Genomic DNA, 23821 nt, shown 5'->3' with positions numbered 1-23821 from the left:
GCCGACGGCTCCGACTCGAGTGGTTACTCTCGTCGTCGTGCCCGAAACACCTGCAAGTCACCAGCACGAACCCCACGTCCCGCTGCCCGTCGAGATTCCTGTCACGACGGACATCGCCGACGACGCGTTGGACCTGAAAACGCAGATCGTCCGGTTCGTCGCGACGGGTGGGCTGTCGGCGGTCGTGGACTACGGGCTGTATGTGCTGCTCCTCGCGTTGGGGTTGCCGCGCGTCGCCGCAAAATCGCTGAGCTTCGTTGCGGGCACCACGACGGCGTACCTCATCAATCGTCGGTGGACGTTCAAGGCCGAGCCTTCTCGCGCCCGCTTCATCGCTGTAGTCGCGCTGTACGCGGTCACTTTTGCGGTTCAGGTCGGACTCAACGAACTGATGGTCCATGTCTTCGACGAGCATTGGTGGCGGACACCGCTGGCCTTCGTCATCGCGCAGGGCACCGCGACGGTCATCAACTTCATCGTTCAGCGGGCAGTGATCTTCAAGATCAAGTAACGGTTCGGGGTGGATTAGCGCATTCGTCCGGTTTCTCGAGAGAGAATCGAGCCCATGATCATCGTTCTCGATTCTTCGGCCCTGACCAGGGGCGTACGGTTCGACACTGCCATCGCCGACGCTCGCGCACTCGGACACCGCGTCGTCGTGCCGCGATTGGTTGTCCTCGAGGTTGCGAGTCGCTACCGCGAGGAATCGGCGGAGATGATCGCGGCCCTGAGCGTCCAGGCGCGCATGTACGACCGACTGGGGTTGCGGCGCGACCTTACGAGGTTCGTCGACGCTGCTCACGACAAGGCCGACGGCTACGTCGACGACGTGATCGAAGACCTCGTGGCGATCGGCGTCGAAGTGGTCGATCCAGTCGACGTGTCGCATCTCGAGGTGGCCGAGAGGGCGATCTCGCTGCGTCGGCCCTATACCGACAAGAAGAAGCGAGACGGATATCCGGCGACGCTGAACTGGCTGACCGTGCTCGATCTCGCCGACCGGAACCCGGGCGTCGACGTCATCTGGGTGAGCTCCGACGCACGGGCATACGGCGACGGCGAAGACGGGGTCTGGCACGGCGATCTCGCGCGTGAGCTGGCGTCGCGCGGTCTGGAGTATCGGGTCCGCTGGGCGTCGGACATCCCGGTGATCGACGGACCGGTGCAGGTGGAGCAGGTGGCGGAGGTCGAGGAAGCCGCTGAGGTCGCGCCCGAGGCCCCGGTTGCTCAGGGCTTCGTGGAGCCGGAAGCGGTGGTTCCAGCCGAGGTTCCCGAACCCGCGGCACCTGCAGCAGTCCCCGCCCCCAAGCCTGTTCAGCGCGCAGCGCGGACGAGAGTTGCGCCGCAGCGCATCGAACCCGCCCCGAAAGCTCAGTCCGGTGGACTGCGCGGTCTGGGCAAGGTCATCGGCGGGCGGAAACGAAAGGTCACGATCGTCGACGATCTCGACGAAGTCGACCTCTTCGGTGCCTGATCGCTTCTAATCTGGACAGATGTCTCTGTTGCCGACAGTCAGTCGAAGGACCGGAACTCGATACGGCAGGCCGAGTATCGAATCGCAGGTCCTCTACAACGCGTGTCGATGGATGCTTCGGCCCGTGGTCGGGATCGCGCCGCTGACGCCTGGCGCCATGCGCCGCGCCGCAGTGCTGGACTCGGCCGCGGGTGTACGCATTCCGTCCGGGATCGATCGGGAAGCGATTCGCTTTCCAGGTTTCGACGGTGAACTCGTGCGGACGGCAGGCTCGACGGCTGATCTGCGCGACGGTGTTGTTCTCTACCTGCACGGCGGCGGGTTCATGTGCTGCGGGCTCAACACGCATCGGCCGGTCGTTGCAAGCATCGCCAAGCGAACCGGCCTTCCGGTCCTGCACATCGCATATCGACAGTTGCCGAGCACGAGCATCAGCGGGTCCGTCGACGACTGTCTCGATGCATACCGGTGGCTCCTCGAACAGGGAGCCTTGCCGGAAAAGGTTGTCTTCGTTGGCGATTCGGCCGGAGGCTTTCTGGTCTTCGCGACGGCACTTGCAGCTGTTTCCGCGGGGCTCGAGGTTCCCGCCGGTCTGGTCGGGCTCTCACCTCTCCTCGATCTCGATTGCACCACCAAATCAGTCCACGCCAACGCTCGACGCGACGTGATCGCCCCGGTGTCGGCATTGATGGCGATCGGAAAGCTTGGCGGACAGACGAACTCACCCGTCGACGGCGATCTGGCCGCTCTGCCGCCGTCGTTGCTGATCGCCGCCGAATCCGAGGTGCTCAGAGTCGATTCGGAGGTGATGGCGCAACGGCTCGCCGCCGCGGGGGTGCCGTGCTCGCTGCAGATCTGGAACGGCCAGGTTCACGCGTTTCCCGCCGTCTGGCCTGGCTTGCCGGAGAGCCGGGCTGCGCTACGTGACGTTGCCAGGTTCATTCGCGCCAGGCTGGATGCGGTCCCGCCCCAGGCGTCACGTGCGCAGTGACGCGACAACTGCCCGTGCGAGGGCGTCGGCAGATCCAGGAGCGAATGGCAGAAAGAGTTCGGGCTCGATCAGTTCCACTTCCATGAGCAGTGGCTGATCCACCGGACCCACGACGTCCACACGCGCATAAAGCAATTCGCCGGGGCCGCATGGGGTCGCGGCCAGTGCTGCGTCGGCCACCGTGAGTTCGGCGGCGGACGGTTCGTGGAGGTGGTTGGTTCCGCCGTGAAATTCCTGCACGCGGAAGTCGTTGGCGGCCGGGATCTTCCGGACAGCGTGTGAGTAGCGTCCGCTGATGTGGATGATCGAGCGCTCACCGTCGACGACGTCCGAGACGAATGGCTGGACCAACGCGTCGTTACCGCCGTCGAGGATTGAGCTGAGGTGAGCGTGGGCCTGCGCGGACCCGGCGGCAAACTTTCCCACTCCGACAGCGCCGGCGGACACTGCAGGCTTGACGATGACGTCGGCACCCTCGAACGAAGGGAGGGTGAGTGTTTCGCTCTGTCCGGCAGCGATCACAGCGGTTGGGACGATAGGTACGCCGGCCGCGGCAAGTTCGGTCAGGTATCCCTTGTGTGCGTTCCACTTCACGATCGAGAGTGGATTGGCGATCGGAGCGGTCAGCTGATCGAGAACGGCAAGAAATTTGTCGAGGCGCTGGGTGTAGTCCCAGGTCGACCGGATCAGAACCAGGTCGGCGTCGATATCGAGGAGGGACGGGCTCGACCACGGCGCCATCGTCGACGCGATGCCGTAGGAGGTGAGAGCATCCATGACGAGTTTGCTTTCGACATCCGCCTCGCGGGCGGCGCCGTCACAGGTGAGCAGGAGAACCGTGGTCATGCCACGATGCTTTCACGGCTGGCGCCTTCTAAGACTAGCGAGGTGGCCCCTCGTCGAGGACCAGCGAACCGGTCCCGGGTTGCCCGGTTGCGTCCACCCACGTCACCGCGACGGTGTCGCCGGGGCGGCGCGAGCTCATCGCCGCGTTGAGATCAGCGGACGACGCGATCCGGCTGCCACCGAACTCGGTGATGACCGCACCTTTGGTCAGCCCCACCCGCTCGGCCGGCGAATCGAAGCTCACGGCAACAACTTCGGCGCCGGCCGGCATGTCCGCGTGATCCTTCACCGCGACACCGAGTACGGGTGTCGGTCCCACACGCACGGTCTCGGAGGAGCGGCCACCGAGTACCTGCTCGACGATCGGTAGTGCGGTGTCGATCGGTATCGCGTAGGACTGAGGCGCCGGTGAGGTTTCGGTGCGGTCGGTGACGGCGTTGCCTGCGCTGCTGACGCCGATCAGCTCGCCAACGGCGTTGACCAGGGGACCACCGGAATCGCCAGGCCGGATGTCCGCGTCCACCTCGATGAGGCCCTTCAACTGGTTTCGCGATCCGTCGGACACGTTGCGGGTGTTGACGGTGACACCGAGGTTGGTGATGACGCCGGGAGCAGGGACGGGTACTCCGCCGCCTTCCGCATTTCCGATTGCGGTGACGGAGTCCCCGCGAGCGGCTTCTGCTGATTTGCCGACCACAGCCACCGGCAGATCGTCAGCGCCCGCGAGTCGAAGGACAGCAAGGTCGCTGACGCTGTCGTACCCGAGGATCTCGGCGTCGTAGATCAGTCCGTTGGACATGCTGACGGCAGTGACGTCCGAAGCTCCGCTGATGACGTGGTGATTCGTGAGCACCACTCCGTCAGGGGAGAGCACGATCCCGGTCCCAGCAGTGGTGGTGAATCCGGCCGGCGCCGTGATGGTGACGATGGTGGGGACCACCCGGGCCGAGAGCTCCTCCGGGGTGAGCGGAACAACCGGCGCGGGTGGGGTGGTTGTGATGACGGTGACCGGTGCGGACTCGATCGTTCCCGGAGTCAGGGGCGGTGCGACCAGCGCGAGACCACCGAGGCCGGCTGCGAGAACGACGGCCGTCCACAGGCCGCGTCTGCTCGCACGTTTGGTCATCCAGCCGTCCGTCCCGCCGGTGTCATGCCATCGAGTCGTGAAAGGTGAAGATTACCGATTCGGCGAATCTTCGGCCACAAAACCGGGCAACATGCCGTCCGCGCGGAGCGTCGCCAGGGACGGCGCGGCAGCGTCCTTTGCGGAGAGCTCGTAGGTCAGAGGGTTGCCCTTACGGTCTGTTCTCGGCCATTCGATCGCGAGTTCCGGATCGAAGGGATCGAGGTCGCGGTCCAGGTGGGGCGAGTATTCGATGCTGCACAGGTACATCACTGTCGATCCGTCTTCGAGTGAAAGGATCGCGTGGCCGAGGCCTTCCTCCAGGAACACCGCTCGTCGATCGACGTCGTCGATCACCACCGCATCCCACTCGCCGAAGGTCGGTGATCCGACGCGCAGGTCTACGACAACGTCGAGGAAGGCACCTTTCACGCAGGTGATGTACTTCGCCTGTCCGGGCGGATTGTCGGTGAAGTGGATCCCGCGGAGGCTACCGGCTTCGGAAACCGAGCAGTTGGCCTGCGCGAGGCCGAGAGTGCGGCCGGTCGCGGCGGTGAAGGCGGAGCTTTTGAACCATTCGAGAAAGACACCGCGGTTGTCGCCGAACTGCTTCGGTGTAATTTCCCAAGCTCCGGCGATCTTCAGTGGACGGATTTCCACGTCACCATTCCTTGCCGTGCTCGAGCAGCTCGAGTAGGTAGTTGCCGTACCCGGATTTTCCCAATGCTTCTGCCTGAGTGCGTAATTGGTCGGAGCTGATGAATCCTTGACGCCACGCAACCTCTTCAGGGGAACCGATCTTGAGGCCTTGGCGGTGTTCGATGGTCCGCACGTAGTTCGCTGCCTCGAGCAGGGAATCGGGTGTGCCGGTGTCGAGCCACGCGGTTCCGCGGGGGAGGACATCGACAGAAAGTTTGCCAGCTTCGAGATAGTGCTGATTGATGTCGCTGATTTCGTATTCGCCACGCGCAGAGGGCTTCAGAGTGCGTGCGATGTCCACGACGTCGCTGTCGTAGAAATAGAGGCCGGGGACTGCGTAATTGGATTTCGGTGACGTCGGCTTTTCCTCGATGGACACGGCGCGACCCGAGTCGTCGAATTCGACGACGCCGTAGGCGGTCGGATTCGAGACCCAGTAAGCGAATACGGCTCCGCCGTCGATGTCGGAGAAACGCCTGAGTTGGGTTCCGAGGCCGGGGCCGTAGAAGATGTTGTCGCCGAGGACGAGCGCCACGGAGTCGGATCCGATGTGCTCTGCGCCGAGGGTGAATGCCGTTGCGAGGCCGTTCGGGTCGTGTTGCACTGCATAGGTGAGGTTGACGCCGAATTGTGAGCCGTCGCCGAGAACCCGGCGGAATTGTTCGGCGTCGTGTGGGGTCGTGATGATCAAGATGTCGCGAATGTCGGCGAGCATGAGAGTGGAGAGCGGGTAGTAGATCATCGGCTTGTCGTAGACGGGCAAGAGTTGCTTGCTCACTCCGAGGGTGATCGGGTGCAACCGCGACCCGGTGCCACCGGCCAGAATGATTCCGCGCATGCGTGCAGTGTCCTGCACTCCTGCCTGCCGACGCAAACGGACATGACACGCCCGGCCGCTAAAGTGGGGTTCGTCCGATGAGCCTGAGGAGATGACGTGCGACTACTGGTCACCGGGGGTGCCGGCTTCATCGGTGCCAATTTCGTTCATCAGACGGTGGCGACGCGTCCCGACGTGGAAGTCACGGTTCTCGACGCTCTGACCTACGCCGGAAATCGCCAGTCCCTGGCGTCCGTCGAGGACCGGATCACGTTTGTCCACGGCGACGTGGCCGACGAGCCGCTGGTCGACGATCTTGTCTCGCGCTCCGACGCAGTCGTGCACTTCGCGGCCGAAAGCCACAACGACAATTCCCTCGCCGACCCCGAACCGTTTTTGCGCACCAACGTCATGGGAACCTTCTCGCTCCTGCAGGCTGTGCGTTCGCACGGGGTCCGTTATCACCACATTTCGACCGACGAGGTGTACGGCGACCTCGAACTGGATGATCCGGCGAAGTTCACGGAGACGACACCGTACAACCCGTCGAGCCCGTACTCCGCGTCCAAGGCGTCGAGTGATCTGTTCGTGCGCGCCTGGGTGCGCTCGTTCGGGATCGCGGCGACCATCTCGAACTGCTCCAACAATTACGGCCCGTACCAGCATGTGGAGAAGTTCATCCCACGCCAGATCACCAATCTGCTCGACGGAGTGCGTCCACGGTTGTACGGGGAAGGCCGCAACGTCCGCGACTGGATTCACGTCGAGGACCACAACCGCGCCGTCTGGGACATCCTGGACCGCGGGAAGTCCGGCGAGACGTATCTGATCGGCGCCGACGGTGAAACCGACAACCGGACGGTGATTGCGACCCTGCTCGAAATTTTCGGACGCAAGCCGGACGATTTCGACTTCGTCACCGACCGCCCTGGTCACGATCTGCGGTATGCGATCGATTCGACGCGACTGCAGCAGGAACTTGGGTGGAAGCCGCAGTACCGCGATTTTCGAAGCGGACTGGAAGCCACCGTCGAGTGGTATCGCGACAACGAGCAGTGGTGGCGTCCGCAGAAGGCCGGCGTCGAGGCAACGTATTCAGCCGGAGAATCCGTCGTCCGCTGAACCACCGGCTGCCGCGGTTGATACCCTCGAGCCCGATACGTGCTCAGATGTAGCTACATCAACAACGGTAGGGATCAGTAGATGAACGAGGCCTCCGCGGATACGCCGGTCGCAAATGACACGGCTGTGCTTGACGAGGTAATGGTCGAGCATCCACACGGGGATCGTTTTCTGGTCCAGCGTGGCATCTTCCGATCGATGTCCCCCAAGGTGCCAGAGGCAATGTATGTGGTTACCAAGGGTGATGCGCTCGTCGATCGGCATTCTCTGACATTGGGCGAAGCGGCGACCGCGAGCACCAACACGTATTTCGGACGATTTGCTGCCAGTTTCTGGCAGCGGTGGACGCCTGTGAGTTCGGTGCGGATTCAGCTGAGCTACGTCGGCGACGGCGGGCTCGACGTCAGCCTGCGTGCATCGGATGTGCGCGGACGCAAGAGGACGATTTCACTTCACTCGGTCGCCGGATCGGGTGAACTCTCGATCGATGCCCCACTCGCTCATTTCGTCGACGGCGGGGCGATGTGGTTGGAATTCGTCGCGACCAAAGGTTCCGTTGTCGTTTCCGGCGTGTCATGGACTGTCTCGGCCCCAGAGTTCATACGCCCGGCGGCTGTTGTCATCTGCACTTTCAATCGCGCCGACGACTGTGTCGAAACCGTTGCGACCATGGCGTCCGATGCGGGTGCGATGATCGGTATCGACGCCGTCTGTGTGGTCGATCAGGGCACAGATCAGGTTCAATCCAGGGATCGTTTCAAGACTGTCGCGCACGATCTCGGCAAGAAGTTGATCTATCTGACGCAGCCGAATCTTGGTGGCGCGGGTGGTTTCTCGCGTGGAATGCTCGAAATCACTTCCTCGTCAGGTTCTGAGCACGCCAACGTCATCCTCATGGACGACGACATTCTTTGCGAGCCCGAATCGGTGCTCAGGATGAATGCATTCGCAAATATGACGGTCGAGCCGGCAATCGTCGGGGCTCAGATGTTGTCACTGAACAATCCGACGATGTTGCATGTCAGTGCGGAGCGAGAGGTTCTCGACGAGCTCAAGGCCGGGGTCCTGACTCCTGGCGCGATGATGGGCGTCGACCTGTTGAAGAAGAAGCAGGAGATGCGCTTCGATGCGGGCTGGAATGGTTGGTGGACTTGCCTGTTGCCGGCCGAGATCATCTCCGAGCTGGGCTTGCCGATACCGCTTTTCTTCCAGTGGGATGACATCGAGTACGGAATCCGAGCGCGCTTCGCCGGCCACCCGACGATAACTCTGCCCAATGCCGGTGTCTGGCACGCGGATTTCCATCTGAAGGATTACGACGACTGGTCCCGGTACTTCAGCATTCGAAATGGGTTGATCGTTTCTTCGATCTACGGCCCGTTCGACGGTAAGGTGATCTCGAAGTTCTTGTTACGCAAGATTACTCAGCTCATTGTAGGAATGCAGTACGGGTTGGCGGCAACATTCGTCAAGGCGGCTGAGGATTTCCTGCAGGGGCCTGACTTCCTCAACGACGGCGGGCAATCTGCTCTTGTCGACGTTCGTGCTCTACGTGACGAATACCCTGAAACGAAAATGCAGCCGGCCTCGGCAGTCGGTGCGGAGTCCGATCCACATACGCAGATGACCGTGTGGGAGTTCGAGCCCGACGAGAACCGCGAGGGTCTGGTGCTTCTCAAGCGCGTAGTTCAACAGTGGACTGGGCGTGTCGACCGTCGACCGGTAACGGTTCCTGCGATCTTCGGCGACTGGTGGCATGTGTCGTTGTTCGAAAATGCCGCTGTCACGGACGCGTCGCAGAACGGCGTCCGCGTCCGTCGGCGCAACAAGAAGCAGGCTACCGAGTTGGCCAAGCGCGCGGCCAAAGTCTGTTGGGAGCTGCGTAAGCGCGCACCTGAGATGAAGAAGGCGTACTCGGACGCCATGCCGCGCCTCACGAGCGCCGAGAACTGGACGCGCTTGTACGGAAACAAGATCGGATAGCTTGTGGCCCTCCCGCTGGGGCAGAGATTGGCCCAGTGGCGCTTGCCGGCTCTACTGGGGCTCGCGGCTACCGTCGTGGGTGTCGCGTGGTCCGGTCGTCCGTCGTTCTGGTGGGACGAAGCGGCGACGGTCTCGATGGCGGACCGATCGCTTCGTTCGACGCTGGCAACACTCGGACACGTGGATGCGGTCCATGGGCTCTATTACGTGCTGATCCACTGGTGGTTTCAGGTTTTCGGGGTATCGGAATTCTCTGCGCGAGCGCCGAGTGCGCTGGCAGTCGGAATCGCGACGGCAGCGTTGGTAGCGCTGGCGCGGATGTTCGGGGGTACCAGACTCGGCGTTATCGTCGGCGTCACTTTCATGGTGCTTCCCCGAGTTACCTGGGCAGCCACCGAGGCACGCTCGTATGCAATGGTGTTGGCATTGTCCACGGTCACAATGCTGGTGCTCGTGTGTTCGCTGCGAACGTCGAAGCGCGCGTGGTGGATCCTGTACGGCGTGTTGGCAGCTGTCTCTGTAGCACTGTTTCTCTACAGCGCCGTGCTGCTGCTGGTACACGCTGTCATCGTGGTGTTCGGGGCCAAGGTGATTCCGGACGCCGATTCGAAGCGGAATCGTTTCAACGGGTTGTGCTTTGTCGGTGCTTCCGCGTCCGCGGTCCTGCTTGTGTCCCCGCTGATCGCCCTGTCGCTCGGACAATCGAGGCAAGTCAGTTGGATACCACCGTTGGATCGGCATATTTTCACGACGATCGCCGTTGACCAATGGTTCCTTTCGAGTCCGTTGTTTGCTGTCGTGGCGGGGATCATCGTGCTCTCAGGGATTGCGGGCTATTTCTTCGCACCCAGTCGGTGGACTGTCGGGGATCGCAGTGCGTCGACTGTCGCACTGGTGTGGATTCTGGTCCCGATGGCGCTGTTTCTCGTGTATTCGGTCGTCCTGGGAAACATCTACGTCGATCGGTACGTCATATTCACTGCGCCCGGTGTGGCCTTGCTGCTGGGTGTCATGATCAGCCGCCTGACGTCGAGCTGGGTCCTGGCCTCGGCGGCGGTGATACTTCTTGCTGCGGCGTCTCTACCTGCATACGTCAGCCAGCGAGAGCCGTGGGGAAAATCGGGTGGGATGGACTACAGTACGGCTGCGGATTTTCTGAAAGCCAATGGGAATGCGGGCGATTGCGTCGCGTTCCAGCCGGTGGTGTCCTGGGCGCCGAGTTCGTTGCATGCTGTCGCCGAGGCACGGCCTGACTCGATCAAAGGTTTGCGAGATATCGGCCTCGAGCATGATGCGAACTCGATCGACGAGCTGTGGGATTCCGAATATTCAGTGGACGAGACGGCCGAGCGGGCACAGGGCTGCCAGACCGTGTGGGTCGTCACCGACGGTGAGCGTCAGAGCTATGAGGCAATACTTCATACGGCCAATGTCGTGTGGAATTTCGAGCCTTTCCATTTCATCGACACGGAACTGTTCACACAACTTTCAGTGCGAGGGTTCGTTGTCGAAACAGCGACACCGCTGCACCACTTGCAGATCGTGCAGATGGTTCCTTCCACACGCAGGTGACTATACCCAGTACGCGACGCGTGAACGGTAGTTGCGCATGGCCAGAAGTGCCAGGCCCCACCCCACGACGGTGACGGCGAGCACGATGACCCAGTGGTACAGCTGCTGGTCCCCGCCGAGGAGTGGCGTTCGCACGATGTCGAGGAAGTGATACAGGGGATTGAGCTCCGCGATTCGTGCTCGTTCAGCGTTGGCTGTTCCTTGCAGTGACTTCTCGGTCCAAATGATGGGAGTCATGAAGAACAAGAGTTGAACGACGCTCGCGAGCAACGGGCCGATGTCACGGTACCGAGTGGAGAGGATGCCGAAAACCAGGGAAACCCACACTGCGTTGATCGCGATCAACGCCAAAGCAGGAATGAACGAAAGATCCGTCCAGGAAAGCTGTTTCGGGAACACGATCAAAATGACGATGTAGATCACGAAGTTGTGGGCGAAGAGAATCAACTGGCGCCAGACCAGCCGATACACGTGAACGCTCAACGGCGTGGGTAGCTGTTTGATCAGTCCCTCGTTGGAAATGAAGACTTCGGCGCCCTCGAGGATGGCACCGGAGATCATGTTCCACACGATGAAGCCAAGAGTGACGTACGGGAGGAATTCCGCGACGTCCAGATTGAACAATGACGAGTAGAGGATGCCCATCGCGACTGCAGTGGTGCCAGTGGCGATCGTGATCCAGAACGGTCCGAGGATGGATCGTCGGTAGCGCTGCTTGATGTCCTGCCACCCGAGATGGAACCACAGTTCTCGATGGCCGAGACCCTCGCGCAGATCCTGGATTGCTCGGGCGAACGTGCGGGACGCCGGCGCTATGGGGGCCTTGTCGGCAAGGGTTGGGGCAGACACAGCCGCCAAGCCTACTCGGTCGCCGAGCGGGCTCGATCAGATGCGAGAGAAGCGTTCGGATCTACCCAGCTTGCGTAACCTCATCCACTCGCGCAGCCCGGAGACGTCACGCCTGGTGATGAGGAAGTACCAACCGAATCGCACCCATTCCTGTGGAAGGAGCCGTCGCATCCCGGGTTGCGAGAGTAAATAGCCACGGTTGCGATAGGTGTAGAAACGCTTGGTCTCGTTGTCCGGGTACTGCGTGTGCATACGGCCGCCGAGAATGGGTTTGAATTCGTCGGCGCCGTCGGGGTGCAGGTACGCAGTCTGTAGGCATGTGCCGAACCGAAGTCCGGAACGGATCAGTCGGCGATGGACCTCCACCTCGTCGCCACGGACGAAGAGCCGCAAATCGGGAACGCCAACGGTCTCGATCGCTTCCGCGGTGAACAGCGCACCGTTGAAGAGGGACGCGATTCCCGGGAGAAGATCACCTTCACCCAGCTCGCTACGTCGTCGACGCCATTCGACCCCACGGCGTAGCGGGAAGGCCAGCTTGTCAGGTTCGGAGATGTCGCACACGACGGGAGATACTTCCGCCAGGTTGTGACGAATTGCGCAATCGAGAAGCGTCGAAAGTACCTCGGGCCCCTCGGGGCGGCCGTCGTCGTCGGCAAGCCAGACTCGGTCTGCACCGAGCGACAATGCCAGCAACATTCCGAGGGCGAAACCACCGGCGCCGCCGAGATTGTGTGCCGACCCTATGTACGTGGTGGGGATCGAGCAGTCGTCCACGAGCGCGCGGACATCGGATTCGTCGGCATTGTCGACGACGACGAGATGGTCGAGTGGGCGCGTCTGGGTTGTGAGTACTTTCAGGGACGAAGCGAGAAGTTCACGACGCCGATGGGTGACAACGACGCCGATTATCCGCTCAGGCATCGTCCGAGCTCGCTTCAGCAATCGCCGATGCCGCGGCGTCTTCGCGTTCCATTTCGCGAATCACATGAGCGACGTGGTCGCCGGCATCGTTGCCCTCGTACGCGCGGACGATTTCTTCGATTCCCCCGGACTGTCTGACAGTTCCGTGATCGATCCACATCGCGCGGTCGCACAGTTGCGCCAGAAATTCGTTCGAGTGGCTCGCGAAAACCAAGATTCCAGATCGTTTGACGAGGTCTTGGAGACGGGTTCGCGCCTTCTTCATGAATTCTGCGTCGACGGCACCGATGCCTTCGTCGAGGAGCAGGATCTCCGGATCGATGCTGGTCACCACACCGAGTGCCACTCGGACCCGCATTCCGGTCGAGTAGGTGCGAAGCGGCATCGAGAGGTAGTCGCCCAACTCGGTGAAGTCTGCGATCTCATCCATTTTCGCGAGCATCTGCTTACGGGTCATTCCGAGGAACATTCCGCGGATGATGATGTTCTCGTATCCCGAGATCTCGGGATCCATACCCACCCCAAGATCGAAGACAGGGGCTACGCGGCCACGAATTGCGGCTGATCCGCGAGTCGGCTCGTAGATCCCGGACAACAGTCGGAGCAATGTGGATTTGCCTGCACCGTTGTGGCCGACGAGTCCGATTCGGTCGCCCTCCTTCAGGGACAACGTCACGTCCCGCAAAGCTTCGACGACAACGACGTCGGAATCGTTTCGTCCGATTGCGCCACCTGCACGACCGAGGAACGCCTTTTTCAGCGAACGCGATTTCGCGTCGAAGATCGGGAAGTCGACACACGCTCCGCGTGTTTCGATGCTGACGTTCTCGGTCATTCTGCTCCTTGCATCCGGTGGAGCGCCTGGTTGGGCGGGCTCCCCGGTTCGGCGTCGCCGGGATTGAATCCGCTCAGTTCGCGGAGTCGGGCACGAGCACCGAGCCTACCGGGGCGCAACACCGTGAAGACTTCAGCTGGGGACGCAGCGCTGCTCGTTACAGATACTGGCCGGTTCCCGGGCTCTGTTGGTCCGGATGGGCAGGCGAATGCGGAGCCCCGATGCTCATGCCGGGAGGCAGTGCGCCCTGACGCATCTGTTCGAGCTGAGCGCGCGCTGCCATCTGCTGCGCGAACAGTGCGGTCTGAATTCCGTGAAACAGTCCTTCGAGCCAGCCGACGAGTTGGGCCTGCGCGATTCGCAGTTCGGCGTCCGAGGGAATGGAGTCGTCGGTGAACGGGAGGCTCAGTCGCTCGAGTTCTTCACGGAGTTCGGGTGCCAGGCCTTGTTCCAGTTCTCGGATGGACGAGGTGTGGATGTCCTTGAGGCGCTTGCGGCTGGCGTCGTCGAGCGGCGCGGCGCGCACTTCTTCCAACAGTTGTTTGATCATCGTGCCGATTCGCATGACCTTCGCCGGCTGCTCGACCATCTCGGCGACGGACTCGGCTTCGGATTCCGCGCCTTCGGTGGTGCCAGATGTGGAGGCCTCTGCCTCGGCCGCCGGCATCGCGACGGGTCGACCGTCGGGTCCGATAACGAGTACCTGCTCTTTGTCGGGGTTCGTCATGCTTCCATCTTGTCGTGTGTGGGCGACAAACGCCGCGTAACCCCCAAAAAGTTAGCTACCGAATAACTGTACTGACGGGTAATTGGGTGACTGCCTTCGACTAAGCGGGCGTCTGCACCTAGAGTGTCGAGCATGGCTTACGACGTTGCCCGCGTACGGGGGTTGATTCCCTCACTCGGTGACGGCTGGATCCACCTCGATCCGCAGGCCGGAATGCAGATCCCGGACGCCGTCTCGCGGACGGTCTCCACCGCGTTCCGTGCCTCTGCATCTTCTTCCTCCGGTCGCCACGTCTCGAACCGTCGTAGTGCTGCCATTCTCGAGAGTGCGCGCACCGCGGTCGCCGATCTGGTCGGCGGAGATCCTGCGGGAGTCGTTCTCGGATCAGACCGAGCGGTGTTGTTGGCTTGGCTCGCCGAGTCGCTCAGTTCGCGGTTGGGCCTCGGAACCGGTCTCGTACTCTCGCGCCTCGACGAAGAGGCGAACGTCGCGCCCTGGCTTCGTGTGGCCAGTCGCTACGGCGCTCAGGTGCGATGGGCAGAGGTCGAAATCGAAACGTGTGAGCTCCCGAGTTGGCAGTTCAACGATCTCATCACCTCGACCACTCGATTGGTGGCCTTGACGGCCGCATCACCGGTCGTCGGTTCGGCTCCGAACGTCCGCGCCGCAGCTGATCGTCTGCACGAATTCGGCGGACTGATGGTGGTCGACGCCGTCGGTGCAGCGCCATATGCGCATGTGGACATGGCTGATCTCGGGGCGGACATCGTTGCCGTCAGCGCGCCGTCGTGGGGCGGTCCGCAGGTGGGCGCACTCGTCTTCCGCGATCCCGGACTGCTCGACCGAATTCCGGCCGTGTCGCTCAACCCGTACGCGCGTGGCGCCGAGCGACTCGAGGTGGGCGGTCATCAGTTCGCGCTGCTGTCCGGTCTCACGTCGTCGATCGATTTCCTGGCGGGCTTGGACGAATCGGCAACGGGAACCAGGCGTGAGCGCCTCGAAACCTCGATCAGCTCGCTGCAGGACTACCAGGACGGTCTGTTCGATCACCTCATGCGTTCTCTCGCAGCCCTGCCCAACGTGATGGTGATCGGCGGCGCACCTACGCGGGTGCCGACGCTCAGCTTCACGCTCGAGGGCATGGCGGCAGACAAGGTCGCCGCGCATCTGGCCGACAAGCGCATCGCGACGGTCAGCGGTACGCACGGCGGTTCCAGGCTGCTCGACGCCCTCGGTGTCAACGACGAAGGCGGCGCGGTCACCGTCGGCCTTGCGCCGTACACGACGCGGTACGAGATCAATCAGCTGGTCGCCGAACTCGGCGCCCTGGGCTGATCGATCCCGCTCGGCTCACTTCACGGTGAGGATGACCTTGCCTACGGTTTCCGGCGAATCCAGCAACTGATGGGCTAATGGCGCCTCGGTGATCGGAAGTTCGGTCGACACGATCGGTTGAACCGATCCGTCTGCGATCAACGGCCACAATTTCGCGCGGACGTCGGCGACGATGTCCGCTTTACCGCCGGGGCCGGTGAGCGGACGCCCACGCAGGCCCGTCGACGTGATGTTTCCGCGCTTTCCCATCAGCTTGGCGATGTCGACCTCGCCCTTGCGGCCACCCTGCATTCCGATGATCACGACGTGGCCGTCCATGGCGAGTGCGTCGACGTTGCGCCCGAGGTACGACGCTCCCATGTTGTCCAGAACCACGTCGGCGCCGTGGTTGTCGGTGGCTTCGGCGAGTGATGCTACGAAGTCGCTGTCGCGATAGTTGATGAGAATATCCGCGCCCAATTCGCGGCAGCGGTTCAATTTGTCCTCCGAACCCGCGGTAACTGCGACGCGGGCGCCGAGGGCTTTGCCGACCTGGATGGCGTGGGTGCCGATTCCGCCGCCACCGCCATGGACGAGTAGTACCTGTCCGCGTCGTAGTCCGCCGCGCATCACGACGTTGGACCACACTGTGCACGCAACTTCCGGCAGTGACGCTGCGACACGGAGATCGACGCCAGCGGGAACGGGGAGAAGTTGTGTTGCCGGGACCGCAACCTTCTCGGCATAGCCACCGCCGGCCAGCAGTGCGCAGACTTCGTCGCCGACGGACCAACCGGTGACGTCTTCGCCGAGTTCGGTGATCACACCCGAGCATTCGAGGCCGAGAATGTCACTCGCGCCGGGCGGCGGCGGGTAGAAGCCTTGACGTTGGAGCAGGTCGGCGCGGTTGACTGCGGTCGCGGCGACCTCGACGAGTACGTGCCCGCGAGGTAGTTCAGGATCGGGCTGCTGCGCCCATTTCATGACCTCGGGACCGCCGGGCTGATCGATCGTTATGGCGTACATGGATACGACGCTAGCGAATCTCCCCGCTGACGGGTGTTTTGCCGCTACCGTCGCGGACGTGACTTACTTCGGGAACATGCAGAACGAGATTTATCTGACGGGACTGAGCGGCGCGAAGCCGGCTTTGCCGATGACTGCGGCAGGCTTGGAAGATGCCGCGCGCGAGCAACTCTCACCGGAGGCCTTCGGGTACATCGCCGGTAGCGCGTCGACCGAACGAACCGCGGTGTCGAATCTGCGGGCGTTCGACAAGCATGCGATCGTGCCGCGGATGTTGCGGGGGACTGCGGCGCCCGACGCGCGTGATCTGAGCGTCGAGGTGTTGGGGACGCGGTTGGCTGCACCGATCCTGACGGCTCCGGTGGGCGTGCTCGGCTTGGTCCACGACGACGCCGAGGTTGCGGTCGGTTCGGTCACTGCCGAGTTGGGGATCGGATCGATTCTCTCGACGGCGGCATCCTCGACCATCGAAGACGTAGCGGCGGCCTCCGGCGAGAACTGGTGGTACCAGCTGTACTGGCCGGCCGACGACGAACTTGCGGAGTCGTTTGTCCGCCGAGCGGAGACGGCGGGCGCGAAGGCTATCGTCCTGACTGCCGACACTCCCGGTATGGGTTGGCGTCCAAGGGATCTCGAGCTCGGCCACCTTCCGTTCCTGCAGGCGAAGGGTATTGCCAACTATCTGTCGGATCCGGTGTTCCGCGCCAAACTGGCGACGCCGCCCGAGGAGAGCGCAGAAGCGCTGCAGATCGCGGTTCTCACGTGGGTGTCGTTGTTCGGTAACCATGCGGTGCGGATCGCGGATATCGCGAAACTTCGCCAGTGGACGACACTTCCGATCGCAGTGAAGGGAATTGTCCATCCCGACGACGCACGTGAGGCCGTCGCGGCCGGCGCCAACGGCATTGTGGTGAGCAACCATGGTGGGCGTCAGGTCGACGGGTCGATTTCGGCACTCGACGCTCTCGGTCCCGTCGCTGATGCGGTGGGGCATGAGGTGGACATCCTGATGGACTCCGGAATTCGTTGTGGCGCAGACGTAATCAAGGCTCTGGCCTTGGGTGCCGACGCAGTGCTGTACGGGCGGCCGTGGGTGTACGGGTTGGGATTGGCCGGAGCGGACGGAGTGCGTCATGCGCTCCGGAGTCTCTTGGCCGACCTGGATCTCACCATGGGACTGGCGGGGCTGGCATCGGTCGCCGAAATCGATCGTTCGATCCTGATGTCCAATTCGTGACTTTAGGGTGAGTCTTACTGTGACGGGCGGACACAGGTCTAAACTTGGAACCTGTGACAGCTGAAGCGACAACCGAGGAGACATCGCAGGCGGCGCACGGTGAGACACCGTGGCTGACGCCGTGCGAGATGCGTGCATGGCGCGGCTACATGGACGGTAATCAGCGCCTCATGGAGGTTCTCAACCGCGAACTGCAGGATTCACACGACCTGTCGTTGGCCGATTACCGCATTTTGGTCATGCTCTCGGAGTCAGCTGACGGGTCGTTGCGGATGAGTGACCTGGCAGACGGCGTGCTGTCTTCGCGGAGCCGCCTGACGCACCAGATCAGGCGGATGGAATCTCAGGGCATCGTCGTGCGAGACACTTGCGTCGAAGATGGTCGCGGCGTGCTCGCTCGGATCACGGAAGAGGGTAGGCGTCGCCTCGCCGAGGCAGCGCCTACTCACGTGGCCGGAGTGCGGAACAATCTGGTCGATCTGCTGACTCCCCAGGAACTGGACGTGCTGGCAGACGTCTTCGAGAAGGTTGACAAAGCCATCGGCGAGCGCTGACTCCGGAGCCGTTTTCGCGGTCCGTGGGAACACCCGATAGGATCGCCCACGGAAGCGTGGCAGAGCGGCCGAATGCACTCGCCTTGAAAGCGAGCGTGGCGTTAAACCCACCGGGGGTTCAAATCCCTCCGCTTCCGCCAAAGCAAAGGCTCTGACCTCGGACTTCGGTCCAGGTCAGAGCCTTTACTGTTTTCGGAGTCACACTGCTTGGGTAGTGGGCGTCAGAACCGCACGGTGAATACCACGTGGCGACGCTCTCGGGCCGCGCGCTGGAAAAAGTCCGCCACTTCCTGAAGCCAGCCCCAGGCGTACCCGCGCTCGTCGGAGCCGTACTCCGGGTTGCGGTCGTCGAGTGGCATTGCGTCGTAGCGCACGCCGAACTCGGATTCGGTGACTTCCGCCAGGTACGAGGAGACTTCGGCGACCCGATCGGGTGCCAGGTAGGTGACGAGTTGGTCGTCGGTGTCGGTGTTGAGGTCTTCGTCCCCCAAGATTACGCCGTAGGCCGGCCAGTTCTCGGACACGCGCTCGTACCCCGTGCTGGAGAGGGCGCACAGGATCGGATCCCACGCCTTGTCCGTGTCGCACGAGAACTCGGATCGGCCCGTCTCCTCGATGTCCTCGACCACAGCGCCGAGTTTGTCGTCGTCGCCGCGCGCGTCCAGAAGTTCCGCTGCCACGCTGTCTGACAGCGCGAAATGCACTCCAAGTTCCATGGCGTGATGCTAACGGCCGACCTTGCCGCCGTCCCGCCGTCACTACAAGACGAATCGACTTAGGTAACGATCCTGCTCTGCCTCCGACCGAAGTTACCCATGGAGGGCCTGCTGTCATACATACTTCATCGGTGATTCCGACAAAACGGACCGGCCTTTCTGTTGTATCGCTGGTGATCCTCGTCGTCGCGGGGTTGCTGGTCGCAGCCCCTGCCAGCAGCGCCGCGCCGCCGCCTGACTGGAAATACACAATGGTGGCGTTCAGCAATGCCAGCGACCGTGACATGGATGTCTACGAGTCGGCTGACGGCACCGGCTTTCAACTCGTCCAGCAGTCGGCGTACAGGCCGCCATCTGGGCTCGTGCGTGATCCGAGCATCTTCCGGAACACGGACGGGTTGTACTACCTCACCTACACGACGGGTGGTGGGGCGAACATCGGGTTTGCACGCAGCAGCGACCGCATCAACTGGACGCCGCTGGGGAACTATCCGGTTCCGTTTTGCTGCGCCTTGATGCCCGGTACGGGAGATGGCACCGGTTCTGCGAGCCCCCCGGGCTTCTCGGGTTCGGCTGGTTTCAGCGACGGACCGTCGCTGTCACCATTCGTCACCAAGGCCTGGGCGCCTGAGTGGTTTGTGGACGGCGATCGCGTCAACGTCATCCTGTCGATGTCGACCGGTGGAGGATTTGTGCCGTATCTGATGACGGCGTTGGAACCGTCGCTCCGGTTGTGGAGCCCGCCTGTTCCGCTCGCCGGGATCGGTGCGGACCACATCGACACCACCGTGGTCAAAGTCGGATCGACCTATCATGCGTTCACCAAGAACGAGACGAGGAAGGTCGTCGAGCATGCGGTCGCTCCTTCGGTGACGGGACCTTATTCGTTTGTCCCGCCCGGGAATTGGGGTCCGCTTGTCGAAGGTCCGGCCGTGGTTCAGTTGCCGAGCGGCGACTGGCGGATCTATCTCGACGCCTATACCGAAGGAAAGTATCTCTACTCCGACAGCACGGACGGGCTGAACACCTGGTCTCCTGTGCAAGAGGTTCCTGGGGTGTCCGGGACTGCACGGCATCTCGGCATCATGAGAGAACCGGCATAACGTTCGACCCTGAGTTGGTAGGGCTCTGATCAAGGACTCCGGTCTTGGTCAGAGCCTTTTCTCGTACTTGCGTACTACTTGTGTGCGTCGTCTGCGCCTATCAGTGATTGACAAGCTAACGATGCGATGCCCGTGGGTCCGACGAGTTCGCGCCGACCATGAAGTGAGTATCTCCGCGGGAGCTGTGCAGCGTTGCGCTCCCAGGCCCCGCTTGGGCGCCGTACTTCACGATTGATTGCCAGGTAATGCCTGTTAGTTTCATATTCAAGTACGCGCACTGGCTTGATGCCCGCACTTTCTGCCTTCAGCTGCTCTGAGGCCCGCAGGATGCGGGTCGAATCAGATTTGCCGCACTGTTTCTGAGGGGTCTTCTCGTCCGTAAACGGTGACCTTGCTCATAGTGGGACCTAGGTCCTTTTCGCTGCTGATAAGCCTGTCGATATATATCTGTTACCGAAAGTTCACCCTAAATCCAAGATGGGGGAGATGGCGCACTGGCGGGCAAACAGGACGATTGGTACCGTCCGGTAACTAACTCAGTTAGTTGTCGGCTACCGCTCTGGTTGCTGTGTCACGTGGAGGAGCAGTTCATGTCGATCGAATCGCAAAACGGCGTATCCCATCGTCGATCGAGGGCCGCGGTAGGGCTCGCGGCGTGTGCGGTTGCCGCGCTGTCGTCTGGTGTGGTCTTCGCAGGGAGTGCATCGGCAACGCCGACGGCGTTGGCGGACAAGTTCGCGAGCACTGTCACCGATGACGGCTGGTCGTTGGATCTCGCCGCGACGAAACTGTCGGCGAACCCGGTGCCGAACCTGGCGACGACGGCGTTCACCCGTGAGGGGTTCGTGTCGGCGAAGGTGACCGGCACGATTGGTGGTGCGGGCGATTCGGCGGTGAAGACCGGATATGTCGAGCAGGGATTGCAGATCGGCTGCCAGATCGATGTTTCCTCCGGACTTGGCTTGGGGCTTGGCTTTTCGCTCGGCCCGTCTGTCGGTGTGAGTATTTCGGGTGTCCCGTCGGCGAACGTGGGTGTGAATGCGTCGGTGAATCCGAGTATTCAGTCGACGATTGCGCCGGGCACGATCACGACGATTCCGTTGGGGAAGAAGGATCTCGAGTCGTCGAAGGCGTCGATCACGGCAGAGAACGTGCACGTGAAGGTTGATGCGTGCATGGGGCCGGTGACGATCCGCTCGTACGCACAACTCTCGGTGTCGACGGCGACGTCCGACAACACGTTGTTCGTGTACTCCGATCCCACCTGGCTCTAACCCACGCAGCCGTCGTCAGCGCTGCTGGCGACTATTCCCGATCCGTCCCGTCCAGGGGTGGTTACTCATCACGCCCACAAAGGAGAAATCATGAAGATTCGTACCTTGGCCACTGCCGGAACTCTCACCGCAGGTATCGCCCTGATCGGTGTTCTCGGCGCCGGCGTGGCATCTGCCGCAACTCCGATCGTCGAACCGGAACATGGCCGGATCGGTCTGTCGCTCTCGAATGCGGAAACCGCGGCATTGGCGGCGAGCCCGATTCCTGATGCGATTGCGAACATCGTTCCAGGTTCGCTGAGGGGGGTCTGGTTGGCGCCTGGTTCCGCGATAACTGTTACCGATGGCAAGGTCGACGCCCTCGAAGGAGCTGTGCTCGGTGAAGCAGCCGCGCGTGGTGGGCATGCCAATGTCTTTGTCTCCGACCCGAATCACCCCGCCAGTGAGGGGCACATAGTCCTGACGGAGCAGTACTGGAACTGATACCAGGCCGAACGTCGGCGACCCGTTGTCCCCGCTCTCCCTTCCTATTTGGAGTTCCAGCCATGACCGTCAACAACGCCGAACGCCGCAGTGTCCAGTCGGAATCCACTGCCGTCGATAGTAAAGACGTTGCAGACGTTGATGACTGGGATCCGGACAGCGAACTCAGTCCACTTTCCAAGGCTGTGATCGCCACCGCAGTCGGACTGGGGTTGCTGATCGCGGCATTCGCGGTGATCGGGAAGCTCGCCGGCTGGGCGAACGACTACGGGACGATCCTGGTTTACCTGGCATTCTTCTTGTGGATGTCGATCTCCGGACGGTTGTTCTGGTGGGGCGCAGACAAACTCATCGCGCTACTCCGAACGAAGAAGAGTGACAATCGTGGTGCGCACCGGTGAAGTCCGGTAGACGACTTCGCCGGACTCTCGCGGGAGTGCTTGCCGCCGGGGCGCTGTTGACCGGAGCGGCCGGAGTGATCGGTGCGGGAATCGCACTCTCCGCCACTCCGGTCAACTGCGCGGCGGTGCGGGCACGTGATCATCAGATCTACCTGAATCTCATTGCGTCGCTGCCACCTGGTGCACCCATCCCGCCAGAGATCATCAACCCGTGCCTGAGTGCGCCGTCCACGACGGCGACAGTTGCGCCGACGACCACGGTCGGGCTCCCCGGTGCGCAGGCTCCAGGCGGTGGCCCGAATGTCGGCGCGAATGCTCCGACGAACTTTCCCACCTACAACGGCACCCCCATCGTCCCTGTGCCGACGATCGAGGTTCCGCCCATTACTTCCGAGTCCCCGGCCTCGGAAACTGGTGTCGGTGCATTCCCCAATGCATCGGCATCAGCGGTTCCCTCACCCACACCCACCCCGGGTGAGGGAACCACCACCGATCGTGGTCCCGGACCGATCCCCGCGGATTCGGATTCGAATATCGCACCGGCCCAAACGGTTCCGGGCCCGGCAGCAGATGTTTCCACCGCCGGGGAGGACTCGGGCCGTGACCGGTATCTCGAACTGGTCCTCGTCGGGGCCGCGGCGTTCACCGCTGCGGGTATGAGAGTGAGGGGGCGGCCGGGACCGTTCAGTGCGCGTGTGAGCGCACGCCCGTGGGAGTCGGTTCTCTCCCAGGTAGTCGGTACGGTCGCGAAACCGTTCATGCCGTATTTCGTCGGCGGTCAGGACGTCGTGGTCATCCCCGACCCAGGTGGCGGACAACGCACCATCTTCCTCATTCACGACGAAACCTCCTCGCATGAAGCTCAAATGGTGGTCGACCTACCACCCGGCGGACACATGAGCATCAACGACGACGGGTCCGTCGGTGTCTACGACGCGAACGGAGACTTGCAGGGCACCGTTGCCGCTGCGTGGGCGTACGACGTCAACGGCGATCCGGTTCCCACCTACTACGAGATCCGTGACGGCAAGCTCTACCAAGTCGTTATCCCGACCCCGGGCGTCATCTACCCGGTCACTGCTGACGGCCCCTACGGCGGCAGCGACCCGGTCACCGGACGAGACGTCACCGCTACACCCCTTCAAGGCGGCGGTGAGGTCGTCAACCAGTCCGGCGGACCGGTCATGGTCAACGTCCCGACAGACTCCCCCTACAACGACGTCGGCGGGATCGACCCACTGGGCAATCTCGACATGGATCCGCCGACGCAGCCGGCACCGACAACGCCTCTGCCGTTCGATATCGGATCGCCGACCGACTCGGGCACCGATACACCCGGGGGTACAGCGAGCGACCCTCCGTGGAACCCACTCGACAACCTCGACATGGAAACGCAGACGCAGCCAGATCCTCCAATGGAATTACCATTCGGGATCTTTGACTCTGATCCCAACAACGGTTTGATCGGCCCCGCGCAGAGGGCCGCGAACCAACGGGCGCTCGCCCATGGCGACGTACCTGCTGACTTCACTGGCAACGTCCCTCTGACCGCACAGCAACAACTTGGACGACCTGCAATGGCAGGTGGATCAGATGCGAGACCGCGGCTATACAGATTCCGAGATTGCAACTGTCTTGAGTAAAGGCAGCACCGCGCTCGGTGGCCCCGCCTCGGGCTTGCAATCTGCGGGCGCCCTTGCGAACACCGGTGTGCATCATGCTGGTTCGCTCCCGAGCGCTGCGCAGGCCGC

Annotated in this window: 24 protein-coding genes and 1 tRNA gene; 15 read left to right on the top strand and 10 right to left on the bottom strand. The window is 62.3% G+C overall.

Annotated features, from left to right (window positions below):
* Window positions 1–37 precede the first annotated feature (37 nt).
* The 3 genes from QRN54_RS15375 to QRN54_RS15365 are packed head-to-tail and all read left to right on the top strand — an operon-like array spanning window position 38 to window position 2465.
* Entirely contained in the window at window positions 38–511 is a 474-nt protein-coding gene (locus tag QRN54_RS15375) for a GtrA family protein (protein ID WP_074447111.1), read from the top strand.
* A 54-nt stretch (window positions 512–565) separates the two neighbouring features.
* Window positions 566–1474: a PIN domain-containing protein gene (locus QRN54_RS15370; protein WP_285182367.1), complete on the top strand. Its 909-nt coding sequence runs from the start codon at window positions 566–568 to the stop codon at window positions 1472–1474.
* A 19-nt stretch (window positions 1475–1493) separates the two neighbouring features.
* A complete protein-coding gene (locus tag QRN54_RS15365) occupies window positions 1494–2465 on the top strand; it encodes an alpha/beta hydrolase (protein ID WP_003943846.1) in 972 nt (323 codons plus the stop codon).
* On the opposite strand, the gene QRN54_RS15360 is transcribed toward QRN54_RS15365, so the two are convergent.
* From QRN54_RS15360 to rfbA, 4 genes are read right to left on the bottom strand one after another with little or no spacing between them, the layout of a single operon-like run.
* Window positions 2451–3311, bottom strand: coding sequence for an ATP-grasp domain-containing protein (locus QRN54_RS15360; RefSeq protein ID WP_285182366.1), 861 nt, complete (start codon window positions 3309–3311; stop codon window positions 2451–2453). The genes QRN54_RS15365 and QRN54_RS15360 overlap by 15 nt on opposite strands.
* A gap of 34 nt (window positions 3312–3345) precedes the next feature.
* Window positions 3346–4437 carry a S1C family serine protease gene (locus QRN54_RS15355; RefSeq protein ID WP_003943984.1) on the bottom strand — a complete coding sequence of 364 codons (1092 nt, stop codon included), beginning with the start codon at window positions 4435–4437 and terminating at the stop codon, window positions 3346–3348.
* 51 nt (window positions 4438–4488) lie between these two features.
* Complete coding sequence (locus tag QRN54_RS15350) at window positions 4489–5094, bottom strand: dTDP-4-dehydrorhamnose 3,5-epimerase family protein (RefSeq protein ID WP_285182365.1); 606 nt, start codon at window positions 5092–5094, stop codon at window positions 4489–4491.
* Between the two features lies 1 nt (window position 5095).
* A complete protein-coding gene (rfbA, locus tag QRN54_RS15345) occupies window positions 5096–5971 on the bottom strand; it encodes a glucose-1-phosphate thymidylyltransferase RfbA (RefSeq protein ID WP_285182364.1) in 876 nt (291 codons plus the stop codon).
* 96 nt (window positions 5972–6067) lie between these two features.
* Between rfbA and rfbB the strand changes: the two genes are divergently transcribed.
* The 3 genes from rfbB to QRN54_RS15330 all read left to right on the top strand — a co-directional run bounded on the left by rfbB (window position 6068) and on the right by QRN54_RS15330 (window position 10627).
* Complete coding sequence (rfbB, locus tag QRN54_RS15340; RefSeq protein WP_042447638.1) at window positions 6068–7072, top strand: dTDP-glucose 4,6-dehydratase; 1005 nt, start codon at window positions 6068–6070, stop codon at window positions 7070–7072.
* Window positions 7073–7153: 81 nt separating this feature from the next.
* Window positions 7154–9055: a glycosyltransferase gene (locus QRN54_RS15335; protein WP_285182362.1), complete on the top strand. Its 1902-nt coding sequence runs from the start codon at window positions 7154–7156 to the stop codon at window positions 9053–9055.
* Window positions 9056–9058: 3 nt separating this feature from the next.
* Complete coding sequence (locus tag QRN54_RS15330) at window positions 9059–10627, top strand: glycosyltransferase family 39 protein (protein ID WP_230587493.1); 1569 nt, start codon at window positions 9059–9061, stop codon at window positions 10625–10627.
* On the opposite strand, the gene wzm is transcribed toward QRN54_RS15330, so the two are convergent.
* The 4 genes from wzm to QRN54_RS15310 form a co-directional block, all read right to left on the bottom strand.
* Window positions 10628–11476 (bottom strand): galactan export ABC transporter permease subunit Wzm/RfbD, encoded by an 849-nt coding sequence (gene wzm, locus QRN54_RS15325; RefSeq protein ID WP_003943943.1) that lies wholly within the window; start codon window positions 11474–11476, stop codon window positions 10628–10630.
* 36 nt (window positions 11477–11512) lie between these two features.
* Window positions 11513–12400: a galactofuranosyltransferase GlfT1 gene (gene glfT1, locus QRN54_RS15320; RefSeq protein ID WP_047272765.1), complete on the bottom strand. Its 888-nt coding sequence runs from the start codon at window positions 12398–12400 to the stop codon at window positions 11513–11515.
* Window positions 12393–13235, bottom strand: a complete 843-nt coding sequence (gene wzt, locus QRN54_RS15315; protein WP_003943818.1) for a galactan export ABC transporter ATP-binding subunit Wzt/RfbE — start codon at window positions 13233–13235, stop codon at window positions 12393–12395. The genes glfT1 and wzt overlap by 8 nt, the downstream gene beginning before the upstream one ends.
* Window positions 13236–13392: 157 nt before the next feature.
* Window positions 13393–13962 carry a bacterial proteasome activator family protein gene (locus QRN54_RS15310; RefSeq protein WP_003943894.1) on the bottom strand — a complete coding sequence of 190 codons (570 nt, stop codon included), beginning with the start codon at window positions 13960–13962 and terminating at the stop codon, window positions 13393–13395.
* Window positions 13963–14094: 132 nt separating this feature from the next.
* Between QRN54_RS15310 and QRN54_RS15305 the strand changes: the two genes are divergently transcribed.
* Window positions 14095–15297 (top strand): cysteine desulfurase-like protein, encoded by a 1203-nt coding sequence (locus tag QRN54_RS15305; protein WP_007731767.1) that lies wholly within the window; start codon window positions 14095–14097, stop codon window positions 15295–15297.
* A gap of 15 nt (window positions 15298–15312) precedes the next feature.
* Here QRN54_RS15305 and QRN54_RS15300 read toward each other — a convergent pair whose 3' ends face one another.
* On the bottom strand, window positions 15313–16302 hold the full coding sequence (locus QRN54_RS15300; RefSeq protein ID WP_007731765.1) for an NAD(P)H-quinone oxidoreductase: 990 nt from the start codon (window positions 16300–16302) through the stop codon (window positions 15313–15315).
* On the opposite strand from QRN54_RS15300, the gene QRN54_RS15295 reads away from it, so the two are divergent.
* From QRN54_RS15295 to QRN54_RS15285, 3 genes are all read left to right on the top strand, one after another.
* Window positions 16301–17539 (top strand): lactate 2-monooxygenase, encoded by a 1239-nt coding sequence (locus tag QRN54_RS15295; RefSeq protein WP_044480920.1) that lies wholly within the window; start codon window positions 16301–16303, stop codon window positions 17537–17539. The two genes, QRN54_RS15300 and QRN54_RS15295, sit on opposite strands and share 2 nt — an antisense overlap.
* Before the next feature lie 128 nt (window positions 17540–17667).
* Window positions 17668–18093 carry a MarR family winged helix-turn-helix transcriptional regulator gene (locus QRN54_RS15290; RefSeq protein WP_020968140.1) on the top strand — a complete coding sequence of 142 codons (426 nt, stop codon included), beginning with the start codon at window positions 17668–17670 and terminating at the stop codon, window positions 18091–18093.
* A gap of 50 nt (window positions 18094–18143) precedes the next feature.
* Window positions 18144–18233: transfer RNA gene (locus QRN54_RS15285), tRNA-Ser, on the top strand.
* Between the two features lie 81 nt (window positions 18234–18314).
* Here QRN54_RS15285 and QRN54_RS15280 read toward each other — a convergent pair.
* Complete coding sequence (locus tag QRN54_RS15280) at window positions 18315–18809, bottom strand: DUF1877 family protein (RefSeq protein ID WP_030535796.1); 495 nt, start codon at window positions 18807–18809, stop codon at window positions 18315–18317.
* Window positions 18810–19060: 251 nt separating this feature from the next.
* Between QRN54_RS15280 and QRN54_RS15275 the strand changes: the two genes are divergently transcribed.
* From QRN54_RS15275 to QRN54_RS15255, 5 genes are all read left to right on the top strand, one after another.
* Window positions 19061–19912 carry a glycoside hydrolase family 43 protein gene (locus QRN54_RS15275; protein WP_234551209.1) on the top strand — a complete coding sequence of 284 codons (852 nt, stop codon included), beginning with the start codon at window positions 19061–19063 and terminating at the stop codon, window positions 19910–19912.
* Between the two features lie 590 nt (window positions 19913–20502).
* On the top strand, window positions 20503–21186 hold the full coding sequence (locus QRN54_RS15270) for an MspA family porin (RefSeq protein WP_020968149.1): 684 nt from the start codon (window positions 20503–20505) through the stop codon (window positions 21184–21186).
* 90 nt (window positions 21187–21276) lie between these two features.
* Window positions 21277–21669 (top strand): hypothetical protein, encoded by a 393-nt coding sequence (locus QRN54_RS15265; protein ID WP_020968150.1) that lies wholly within the window; start codon window positions 21277–21279, stop codon window positions 21667–21669.
* 62 nt (window positions 21670–21731) lie between these two features.
* On the top strand, window positions 21732–22070 hold the full coding sequence (locus tag QRN54_RS15260; RefSeq protein ID WP_029254242.1) for a hypothetical protein: 339 nt from the start codon (window positions 21732–21734) through the stop codon (window positions 22068–22070).
* Window positions 22067–23713, top strand: coding sequence for a hypothetical protein (locus QRN54_RS15255; RefSeq protein ID WP_285182361.1), 1647 nt, complete (start codon window positions 22067–22069; stop codon window positions 23711–23713). Before QRN54_RS15260 ends, QRN54_RS15255 begins: the two co-directional genes overlap by 4 nt.
* The last annotated feature ends 108 nt before the right edge of the window (window positions 23714–23821 follow it).

The organism is Rhodococcus sp. MEB032 (genome assembly GCF_030208925.1).
GTDB classification, from domain to species: Bacteria; Actinomycetota; Actinomycetes; order Mycobacteriales; family Mycobacteriaceae; genus Rhodococcus_F; species Rhodococcus_F qingshengii.
The sequence above is the reverse complement of the archived record's forward strand: the minus strand, read 5'-3'. Positions and strand labels throughout refer to the sequence as shown.